The following is a 9,684-nucleotide window of genomic DNA, read 5'->3' as shown; positions in this document are numbered from 1 at the left end:
TCATCGGCGGCGCGCTCGGCAATGTCCTCGACCGGCTGCGTTATCAGGCCGTCCCGGACTTTCTGGACTTCCATTACGGAACATACCACTGGCCGTCCTTCAATCTTGCGGATGTGGCGATTTTCTGCGGCGCGGCCCTGCTGTTCTGGGACAGCTTCCGCTCGGCGCAGAACAAGCCCGAACGTAACCACCGAGAAGAAAACGTTACGGGGAAATAATCGATGTCCAGCATTCCATCCGCAAAGGGCATCGACAGCACGCTCGCCCTGCTGCGCAACCCATATGGATTCATTCCGGACACATGCCGCGATCTTGAAGGCGACCTGTTCGAGACCCGCATCCTGTTGCAGAAGACGATCTGCATGACCGGTGCCGCAGCAGCCGAGGTCTTCTATTCCGAAGATGGGCTCGTGCGCGCGGGCTCGATGCCGAAGCGTATCCAGAAAACCCTGCTCGGCGAAAAGGGCATCCAGGGGCTCGATGGCGAGGCCCACCGTCATCGCAAGCGGATGTTCATATCACTCATGGCGTCGGAGCGGATCGAAGCTCTCGAAAACAGGACGCGGGATTTGTTGGACCGCTACGCACGGGACTGGCAAGCGGCGGAGAAGGTCGTTCTCTACGACGAAGTGCGCGAAATCCTCACCAGAGCCGCCTGTGCCTGGTCGGGCGTGCCGCTTCCCGAAGCGGAGGTCGAGACGCGGACGGCGCAGATGACGGCGTTATTCCAGGACGCCGGGGCGGTCGGCTGGAAGCACTGGGGCGCGCGTCTGGCGCGGCATCGCGCGGAGCGTTGGGCGGCCGGCATCATCGAGCGGGTGCGCGACGGAAGCCTCCGGCCGGCACAGGAAAGCGCTGCCCATATCGTCGCGACCTGGCGTGATCTGAACGGGGAGCTGCTGACCTCCAAGGTTGCCGCCGTGGAGCTTCTGAACGTGGTACGCCCGATCGTCGCGGTCTCTGCGTTCATCGCCCAGGCGGCGCATGCCCTGCATCGGAATCCCGAGTGGCGGCAAAAGCTGAAGGATGACGAGGGACAGCTCGAACCTTTCGTGCAAGAGGTCCGCCGTCTGTATCCGTTCTTTCCCGCGGTCGCGGCACGGGTGAAGAGCGATTTCGAGTGGCGCGGATATCGCTTTACCAAAGGACACCGGGTTCTGCTCGACCTCTACGGTACGAATACCGACGCTCGCTCGTGGGACGCGCCGCAAGAGTTCCGGCCCGAGCGGTTTCACGATCGGGAGGTCACCCCCTACGACTTCATTCCGCAGGGCGGTGGTGATCACCACAGGAACCACCGTTGTCCGGGCGAGTGGATCGCGATCAGCCAGATGAAGGCGTTTTGCAGTTTCTTGGTGAACGCCATCGACTACGATGTGCCGGAGCAGGATCTAGAGTTTGAAACCGGAGAACTGCCGCCCATGCCTAAATCCCGGTTCATCATGCGCAACGTCACGCGTCGGCAGTAGCTTCGGCCTCGTCCGGATCGACCGACCGCGCATCTTTGGTGGCCTCGAACGCTTCCCACGCAACGTAGGGCACGATCAGAAGCGCCGCGACCGGATCGGCCCACCACCAGCCCATCCATTGCGTCAGACCGATCCCGGCCAACACCACGATCGTCTGATACTGGCAGATCATGGTGTCCTTGGCATCGTACTTCAGGGCGGGCGCATCGAGCCGTTTGCCATAGCGATACTTGCCCCAGGCGAGGAACGGGTTGACCAAGAGCGAAGCACACAGGATCGCGATCCCCCACCAATTGAAGCCCGGCGCCTCCTGCGAGATGAAAGCGGACACCGCCTCGTAGAGGATCGCCGCGACGACAATCCAGAAAGCACAGGCGACCACATAGAGCGCGATCTTCTTGCGATGCAGGACCGTGCGCTTGTCGCCACCATCCTTCTCACCCTTCAAGCGCCAGATCAGCGTCCCGGCTGAGGTGGCTTCGACCGTGCTGTCGAGACCCCAACTCACCAGCGCCGCGCTGCCGGTTAGAAGTCCCACGGTGACGGACACGACGACCTCGATGAGGTTGTAGACAAGGCTGGCGATCTCGACGCGGATGCCGCGCGTCAGATTGGCCTGCCGGTTATTTTGCTGACTACTCATAATACCTCATAATGCGGAGCCTGCAGCCAAAGTTCGAGGCGAGAATTGATTGCCTTGCCATTAGTGTTGCGCCACGAATCGAAAGCCGATGTTGTTCTTTTTCCAAGCTTCCTTAGTAGAGGCGAGCTTGCCCCTCATACATGAAAACCAAGGGCTTCGGACCTGTCGCGTAGCCGGTGTCGAGCCGCTCCATTCGGAAGCCGCTTGTCTCGATCAAGCCGGCCGTTGGACGGTCAAGGTGACAGTTCCCGGCGCAGTGTTTCCAGACGGGCGTGAGCCAGCGCTGCCAGCGCCGGACACCGGGCTCCGGCGCCAAACCATGCTCGACGAAGCGGAAGATGCCGTCCGGCTTGAGAACGCGCCGGATCTCGGCGAGCGCCTTCTCCGGCTCCGACACGCTGCAGAGCGCCCAGGTGGCGACGACGCAGTCGACGCTGCGATCCTCCAGCGGCAATGCTTCGGCCACGCCCTCGATGATCTCGGCCGCGGGCATCAGGCCATGGGAGGTTTGCGCGGCCCGAGAGAGGAGTTCGGGCGACGGATCAATACCGATGATCTGGCGCACGGCCTCGGGATAGAGCGCAATGTTCAGGCCCGAGCCGATTCCGATCTCCAGCACACGCCCATGCAGCCCGGAGATGGCGCGGCGCCGGTAGGGAAGAAGCTGATCCTGGCCCATCGCCAGATGCGTCAGCCGAGGGAGGATATGTTTCTCGTATAATTTCATCTGTTCATCCGATCCGCCCAAGGACCGGGAATGTGTCGAGAAGCCAGTAAGCCAAGGCGCTCAGCCGCCCGGTCATCATCGCCAAGCCCATCAGGATCATGACGCCGCCTGCAGCTTGATGTAGGCGGCGACCCCAACGACCGATGCCGCGCAGCCTGCCGGCAATACTGTCGGTGAACCCCGCAACGACCAGAAACGGGACCCCAAGGCCGGCCGAGTAGACGGCAAGCAGGGCGACGCCCTCGCCAATCGTCGCGCTTGTCGCGCTGGCGGTCAGGATGGCGCCCAGGATCGGCCCGATGCACGGTGTCCAGCCGAAACCGAAGGCGAGTCCGAGCACGTAGGAGGCGACCGGTTGCCCGCCCGGCAGGTCGAGATGAAAACGCAGGTCGCGCTCCATGGCCGACAGGCGCGCTGCCCCGATCATGAACAGACCGAACAGGATCACGATCGCGCCGCCGACGAGGTTGAGTTCGTAGCGCCACTGCAGCAGCGCCTGACCGAGCGCGGTGGCAGAGGCCCCAAGCGCGATAAATATCGTGGAGAAGCCAAGGACGAAACAGAAGCTGAGCCAGACGGCCCGCCCCTTCGAAGGCGCTGCACTGCCGGTGACCGTACGTCCGGCAACGTAGGATACGTAGCCGGGCACGAGCGGCAGCACGCAGGGCGACAGAAAGGAAACGGCACCGGCCAGCAATGCCGCCATTAGTCCAAGAGCGGAAAGTTCAATCAAATCCACATCTCCAAACTGATCGGTAGACCGCCACCACGTGTGCGCACGGAGCGGAACGGCTGGCGCGGTCGTCGTGCTTTTCCATGTCCTATTGCTTACGTTCGTCAATAAGAGCGCTTATCTGCGCAACGGCTTCGGGGCTGTTCCATTCGGCCGGGCCTGCGAGGCGCCCGCGCTCGCGCCCAATGCGGTCGATCAGAATCGTTGTCGGCAGGCCCACCACGGCCAAGGCCAGCATCGCGCGCGTATCCTCCGCGATATAGAGATCGAGGTTGCGAATGCCGGTCTCTCGATAGAAGCGGCGCACAGGTTCGAGACCGGCCCGATCGATCGACAGCGGCAGAACATGAAAATCCGATCCGCCGAGGCGCGCTTGCAGCGCGTCGAGCGTCGGCATCTCCTCGCGACAAGGCGGGCACCAGGTCGCCCAAATGTTCAGAAGCACGACACGTCCCTCGAAGTCCGCCAGCGTCAGATCCCGTCCATCTCCATCCACGAAAGGCGGCGACAGGAGCTCACGCGGAGTCCCGTGATTAGGGATCGGTGGTCGGGCGGAGGCAGGGCTTGCCGCAAGCGCCAAGACTCCGGCAAGGACGTCACGTCGCCTCACGGGTCGCTCTCCGCCTGCAACCGGCGCACGACCGGCAGAATGTCCTCCTCAAGCGAGGCCTGATCAAAGGGGCCGACATGCTTGTATGCAATGCGCCCCTCGGCATCGATTATGTATGTTTCCGGCACTCCATAGACGCCCCAGTCTATCGCAACGCGGCCTGATCGGTCCGCGCCGATGCGGGTAAAGGGATCGCCGAGCTCGTCGAGGAAACCCAGCGCTTCCTCGGCATCGTCCTTGTAGTTGATACCGTAGATCGGAACGGTGCCCGCTTCGGCCAGGTCGACGAGAAGCGGGTTCTCCGTGCGGCAGGGGACGCACCATGACGCCCAGACATTGACGAGAGAAACCTGGCCTTGCAGGTTCGCCGACGCTAGGCCGTCCTGCCGCCCTTCGATGGGCGGGAGCGCGAACTCCGGGATCGGTTTCCCGATCAGCGTCGAGGGCAACCGGTCGTCGTTGTTCCAGAGGCCCCAATAGAAGGCCGCACCCAGCAGGCCGAACACCGCCAGTGGCAAGAGCGCAAGCAGCCGCCCCCTCCGCCGCCGCTTTTCCTGGTTATCCTTCGAACTCATAGCCTGCCGTCAATGCTTGGAAGGAATAAGGTATCAGCATCCACTGATATGAAGCAAACCGTCGCCGATCACAATGCCGAGCGATGGGGGAGGGCTTTGCCCCGGCTTCGCAGACCCGAGCCATACTTACTGTTTAGATTCACATGAAATCAGCGAGAGGTCGGTATCTGAAGAGGTCGTTGAATTCAGTTCTCTGAACGGCCCCTTCGTCCGCGACCAGGCCGTTTGCGCGGGGCGCAGCGAACGGACGCAAAAGCGCTAATCGGGTATAGTCAGTGGCGAATGTTCTGGCTGAACTGGGCACACGATCGCTGGCGATAGTTCGATCTCTGTTCCGTCTCGGCGAGTGCCACCGACGTCGAAGTGTTCAGCTTCCGCCTAGAAAAAACCTTCCAGCTCCAGATACTTGCAAACAATTCACCAAATCCGCGCAGTCATCAGGTCCGGAGAATATCGGCCGTGAGAGAAGGCATCCGGGCCTTCTGGCGCAGAGGCCGGTGCTCAGCCCCACCCGCATAACCCCCGAAAACAACGGAAAAATCCGCCCGCAGCCAGGGCGAGAGAACGCTTTCGCGGGGGCAAGTGGCGGAGAGGGTGGGATTCGAACCCACGGATGAGTTGCCCCATCAACGGTTTTCGAGACCGCCCCGATCGACCACTCCGGCACCTCTCCGCACGTCCGTGGTCAGGACGGCGCGACGTGTAGCGGGGGTGCGGGAGGGATGCAAGGGGCTGTTCGGCGAGAAATCGAGCGCCGAGGGGGGCAGGGCGCGAAGGTCGCAGGCGGGGCCGGCGCGGGCGGCGAAATCGGGGCCGGCGCGGGGCGGGCCCCGGACAGGCGCGGCGGGGGGGCGGGCGCCGCCGGTCGCGAGGGGCTGGCAGTGGCGGCGGGACAGGGGAGGCGGCGAGCTCGCCTGGCGCGGCTTTTCGCAAGGGCCGCAGGAACGGGCGGGACGGCAGGGCGGGATGAGCGCGAGGCAGGAGGAGCGGAAGGCACGGGCGCGACAGGGCCGTCGCGCGGGCGGGCGGGGCGAGCGAGGCAGGGGGGAGGCGGGTTGGGCGGCGCTCGCGCTCGCGCGCGGGAAGCCTTATGGGAAGCCGTGTGAGCGACGCCCGGGCGCCGCTTGACTTCGCGGGGGGGCGGCGGCATAAGCCCGGCTCCGGTCGCGGCGGGATTCCCTGCCGCGTCTTAGTCTGGCGCGACCGGCGCCGAACGCTCCCGACCGGGGGCGCGCCGTCCGAGGCGGAGACGGGGAGCGCGGGCCAGGGCCGGCGATCCCGCTCCGAAAAGTCCGCGAAAGCGGCGCCGAAGGACGCGGAGACATGAAGGAAGACGCGATGTTCGCTGTCATCAAGACGGGCGGCAAGCAGTACAAGGTCGCCTCGGGCGACGAGCTCGAGATCGAGCTCCTGGCCGCCGAGGCCGGCGAGACCGTGCAGTTCAACGAGGTCCTGATGCTGGGCGGCGAAGGCGAGCCCACCATCGGCGCGCCCTTCGTGAGCGGCGCGGCCGTGCAAGCCGAGCTGGTCGAGTTCACCAAGGGTCCCAAGGTGATCTCGTTCAAGCGCCGCCGCCGCAAGCACTCCTCGGCCCGCCGCAAGGGTCACCGCCAGAAATTCGCCAAGGTGCGGATCACCGAGATCCTCGCCTCGGGCGGCGACGCCACCGGCGTCAAGGCCGCCGTCGGCGCCGCCTCGGCTCCCGCGGCCGTCGCGGCCGAGTAACCGTCAGCGCAAGGAGACATCCAGATGGCTCATAAAAAGGCAGGCGGCTCCTCCCGCAACGGCCGCGACTCCGCAGGCCGTCGCCTGGGCGTCAAGAAATACGGCGGCGAGGCCGTGATCCCCGGCAACATCCTGATCCGTCAGCGCGGCACCAAGTGGTGGCCGGGCGACAACGTCGGGATGGGCAAGGACCACACCCTGTTCGCCACCGTCGAGGGCGCCGTGAAGTTCACCAAGGGCTTCCGCAACCGCACCTTCGTGTCCGTGATCCCGCTTCCGGAGGCTGCGGAGTAACCGCCGCACCCCACCCGGGATGATCATCGGGAGGGCCGGCGGGAACACCCCGCCGGCCCTCCCGCATTTCAGGCGCGGGCCGCGCGGGAACTCCGCCGCCCGCCTCGCCGATTTTGACGGCCGCCGGAGAGCCGTCCGCTAGAGGCGCCCCGGCAAGGGAAGCAGTCCCTTGGGAGGGAGTTGGGAAAGATGTTGGACGGATTGCAGATCGCGCCCCTGATCGAAGCGGACCGGATGGTCCTGAGACCGCCGCGGCGACGCGATGCGGGGCTGATCTCGCTTTATCTCTCGGACGCGCGCGCCGCGAAGTCGCTGGCGCTGATCCCGCATCCCTATCCCCCCGGCGCCGCCGAGCAGACCATCGAGCGGGCGCTCGCGGGCAAGCGCTCGGGCCCGCTCTACGTGATGGACGCCACCCGCTCGGACGGGCCCGAGATGGTCGGGCTGGTGTTCCTCAACAAGGAGGCCGAGGAGAACGTCTTTCAGGTCTCCTATGTGGTCGGCCCCGCCTTCCGCAACACCGGCTACGCGACCGAGGCGGTGGTGGCGGTGCGCGACCACCTGTTCGAGGCGGGCGCGCGGGCGCTGACCGCCAAGGTCTACCAGGACAACGCCGCCTCGGCCCATGTGCTGACGCGGGCGGGGCTGGACTATCAGGGCGAGGGCGAGGCGTATTCCGCCGCGCGCGGCGCCGTCGCGCCCACATGGCGCTACAGGCTGGAGCGGGACCGGTGGCTGGCACGGAGCTCCTGACCCCGCGCCTGCGGCTGCGCCTGCCCGCGCCCGGCGACGCCGAGCGGCTGGCCGCGCTGTCCACCGACCCGCTGGTCGCGCGGATGACCACGCGGATCCCCTATCCCAACAGCGCTGACACCGTGCGCGAGGCGCTGGTCGCCATGGCGCTGGCCGGCGAGGTGGCCCGCGTGATCGACGACGGGCAGGCGCAGGGCCTGTGCTCGATCGCGCCCGACGGCTCGCTCGGCTACTGGCTGGGGCGCGAGGCGCGCGGGCGCGGCTATGCGACCGAGGCCGCCCGCGCCCTGCTGGCGCACGCCTTCGGGGGGATGCGGCTCGGCCAGGTGACGGCGCGGGTCTTTGCCGACAACGCGCCCTCGATCCGGGTGCTCGCGAAGCTGGGCTTTCGCCTGACGGGGAGCGCGCGCAGCTTCTCGCTCGGGCGCGGGGCCTCGGCCGACGGCTTCGCGATGGAGCTGGGGCGCGAGGACTGGGCCTTGTCCCAGCAGTTCCGCCTGGTCACTCCGCGCCTGACGATCACGCCGATGACCGCGGCCGACGCCCCGGCGCTGGCGGCGCTGAGCGACCTCGAGACCGCGCGCAACATGCTCTCGGTCGACCACCCGATGTCCGAGGCCCGGGCCGCGGCGCGCATCGCCGCCCGGCGGTTCGCCAACCGCCCCGGCTTCGCGGTCGGCGTGCGGCTCGACGGGCGGCTGATCGGGGAGCTCGGGCTCTCGGCCCGGGGACGCGGGGGAGAGCCCTGCGACGTCTCGATGTGGATCGGGCAGGGGTGGCGCGGCCAGGGGCTGGCCACCGAGGCGCTCGCCGCCTTCCTGCCCCATGTGATGGATCGTTTCGGCCTGCAGATGCTGCGGGCGGAGGCGTTCGAGGATAACATCGGCTCGTTGACCGTGCTGTCGCGCCTCGGGTTCGCGGCGGACGGGGTCGAGCTCGGCACGGCGCCCGCGCGCGCCGAGATCGCCATGGTGAGGCGCATGGCGCTGAGCCGCGAGGCGCTCTCGGCGGCGCTGGCGGCCTGCCCGGAAAGGAACGCGGCATGAAATTCCTGGACCTCGCCAAGGTCTATATCCGCTCTGGCGCGGGGGGGAACGGCTGCCTGTCGTTCCGCCGCGAGAAGTATGTCGAATACGGCGGGCCCGACGGCGGCGACGGCGGCCGGGGCGGCGACGTCTGGGTCGAGGCGGTCGAGGGGCTCAACACCCTGATCGACTTCCGCTTCCAGCAGCACTTCTTCGCCAAGAACGGCCGCGCGGGCGCGGGCAAGCAGCGCACCGGCGCCGACGGCGAGGAGATCGTCCTGCGCGTGCCCGCCGGCACCGAGGTGCTCGACGAGGACGAGGAGACGGTGATCGCCGACCTCACCAACCTCGGCGACCGGGTGCTGCTGGCCAAGGGCGGCAACGGCGGCTGGGGCAACCTGCACTTCAAGACCGCGACCAACCGCGCTCCGCGCCGCGCCAACCCCGGTCAGCCCGCGATCGAGCGGACCATCTGGCTGCGCCTGAAGCTGATCGCCGACGTGGGGCTCGCGGGTCTGCCCAACGCGGGCAAGTCGACGTTCCTCTCGGCCGTCTCGAACGCGCGCCCCAAGGTCGCCGACTATCCGTTCACCACCCTGCACCCCAACCTGGGCGTGGCGGGCGTGGACGGGGCCGAGATGGTGGTCGCCGACATCCCCGGCCTGATCGAGGGCGCCCATGAGGGCCGCGGCCTGGGCGACCAGTTCCTCGGCCATGTCGAGCGCTGCGCCGTCCTGCTTCACCTGATCGACGGCACCTCCGAGGACGTGGCCCACGACTGGCAGGTGATCCGCGAGGAGCTCTCGGCCTATGGCGGGGGGCTCGCCGAGAAGCCGGTGATCACCGCGCTCAACAAGATCGACGCGCTCCGCGAGGAGGAGGTCGAGGACAAGCTCGCCGCCCTCGCCGAAGCCGGCGCCGCGCGGGTGCTGCCGATGTCGGGCGTCTCGGGCCACAACGTCACCGAGGCGCTGCGTCTGCTGCGCCGCGAGGTGATGACCAAGCGCCGGGCCGAGGCCGAAGCCGCGGCGATCGAGGAGGGCCACGCGCAGGAGACCGAGCAGTGGCGCCCCTGAGCGACGCGCGCGCCGATCCCGCCGCAGGCGCCGCGTCGGGCGAGGCCCCCGTTG

Annotated in this window: 11 protein-coding genes, 1 tRNA gene and 1 pseudogene; 7 read left to right on the top strand and 6 right to left on the bottom strand. The window is 67.1% G+C overall.

Annotated features, from left to right (window positions below):
• Both AAC134_RS19050 and AAC134_RS19045 read left to right on the top strand, forming a co-directional pair.
• Positions 1–218 (top strand): signal peptidase II (locus tag AAC134_RS19050; protein ID WP_339950713.1); only part of this gene is annotated, 218 nt, incomplete at its 5' end.
• A 3-nt stretch (positions 219–221) separates the two neighbouring features.
• Positions 222–1,469 (top strand): cytochrome P450, encoded by a 1,248-nt coding sequence (locus AAC134_RS19045; RefSeq protein WP_339950712.1) that lies wholly within the window; start codon positions 222–224, stop codon positions 1,467–1,469.
• On the opposite strand, the gene AAC134_RS19040 is transcribed toward AAC134_RS19045, so the two are convergent.
• The 6 genes from AAC134_RS19040 to AAC134_RS19015 all read right to left on the bottom strand — a co-directional run bounded on the left by AAC134_RS19040 (position 1,453) and on the right by AAC134_RS19015 (position 5,430).
• Positions 1,453–2,112: a cation transporter gene (locus AAC134_RS19040; protein WP_339950711.1), complete on the bottom strand. Its 660-nt coding sequence runs from the start codon at positions 2,110–2,112 to the stop codon at positions 1,453–1,455. The two genes, AAC134_RS19045 and AAC134_RS19040, sit on opposite strands and share 17 nt — an antisense overlap.
• Before the next feature lie 112 nt (positions 2,113–2,224).
• A complete protein-coding gene (locus tag AAC134_RS19035; protein ID WP_339950710.1) occupies positions 2,225–2,839 on the bottom strand; it encodes a class I SAM-dependent methyltransferase in 615 nt (204 codons plus the stop codon).
• A 4-nt stretch (positions 2,840–2,843) separates the two neighbouring features.
• Positions 2,844–3,572, bottom strand: a complete 729-nt coding sequence (locus AAC134_RS19030; RefSeq protein ID WP_339950709.1) for a cytochrome c biogenesis protein CcdA — start codon at positions 3,570–3,572, stop codon at positions 2,844–2,846.
• Between the two features lie 88 nt (positions 3,573–3,660).
• Positions 3,661–4,068 (bottom strand): TlpA disulfide reductase family protein, encoded by a 408-nt coding sequence (locus AAC134_RS19025; RefSeq protein ID WP_312869919.1) that lies wholly within the window; start codon positions 4,066–4,068, stop codon positions 3,661–3,663.
• 110 nt (positions 4,069–4,178) lie between these two features.
• On the bottom strand, positions 4,179–4,757 hold the full coding sequence (locus AAC134_RS19020; RefSeq protein WP_123194461.1) for a DsbE family thiol:disulfide interchange protein: 579 nt from the start codon (positions 4,755–4,757) through the stop codon (positions 4,179–4,181).
• A 583-nt stretch (positions 4,758–5,340) separates the two neighbouring features.
• Positions 5,341–5,430 (bottom strand) — tRNA-Ser (locus tag AAC134_RS19015).
• A 665-nt stretch (positions 5,431–6,095) separates the two neighbouring features.
• On the opposite strand from AAC134_RS19015, the pseudogene rplU reads away from it, so the two are divergent.
• From rplU to obgE, 5 genes and pseudogenes are all read left to right on the top strand, one after another.
• Positions 6,096–6,476, top strand: a pseudogene (gene rplU / locus AAC134_RS19010) (50S ribosomal protein L21); the annotation flags it as partial.
• 30 nt (positions 6,477–6,506) lie between these two features.
• Positions 6,507–6,776: a 50S ribosomal protein L27 gene (gene rpmA, locus AAC134_RS19005; protein WP_339950708.1), complete on the top strand. Its 270-nt coding sequence runs from the start codon at positions 6,507–6,509 to the stop codon at positions 6,774–6,776.
• 189 nt (positions 6,777–6,965) lie between these two features.
• Positions 6,966–7,529 (top strand): GNAT family protein, encoded by a 564-nt coding sequence (locus tag AAC134_RS19000; RefSeq protein ID WP_339950707.1) that lies wholly within the window; start codon positions 6,966–6,968, stop codon positions 7,527–7,529.
• On the top strand, positions 7,508–8,575 hold the full coding sequence (locus AAC134_RS18995) for a GNAT family N-acetyltransferase (protein WP_339950706.1): 1,068 nt from the start codon (positions 7,508–7,510) through the stop codon (positions 8,573–8,575). The genes AAC134_RS19000 and AAC134_RS18995 overlap by 22 nt, the downstream gene beginning before the upstream one ends.
• On the top strand, positions 8,572–9,630 hold the full coding sequence (obgE, locus tag AAC134_RS18990) for a GTPase ObgE (RefSeq protein WP_339950705.1): 1,059 nt from the start codon (positions 8,572–8,574) through the stop codon (positions 9,628–9,630). Before AAC134_RS18995 ends, obgE begins: the two co-directional genes overlap by 4 nt.
• Positions 9,631–9,684: the final 54 nt, after the last annotated feature.

Origin of the sequence: uncultured Albimonas sp. (genome assembly GCF_963977235.1) — a bacterium.
Classification (GTDB): domain Bacteria; phylum Pseudomonadota; class Alphaproteobacteria; order Rhodobacterales; family Rhodobacteraceae; genus Albimonas.
The sequence above is the reverse complement of the archived record's forward strand: the minus strand, read 5'-3'. Positions and strand labels throughout refer to the sequence as shown.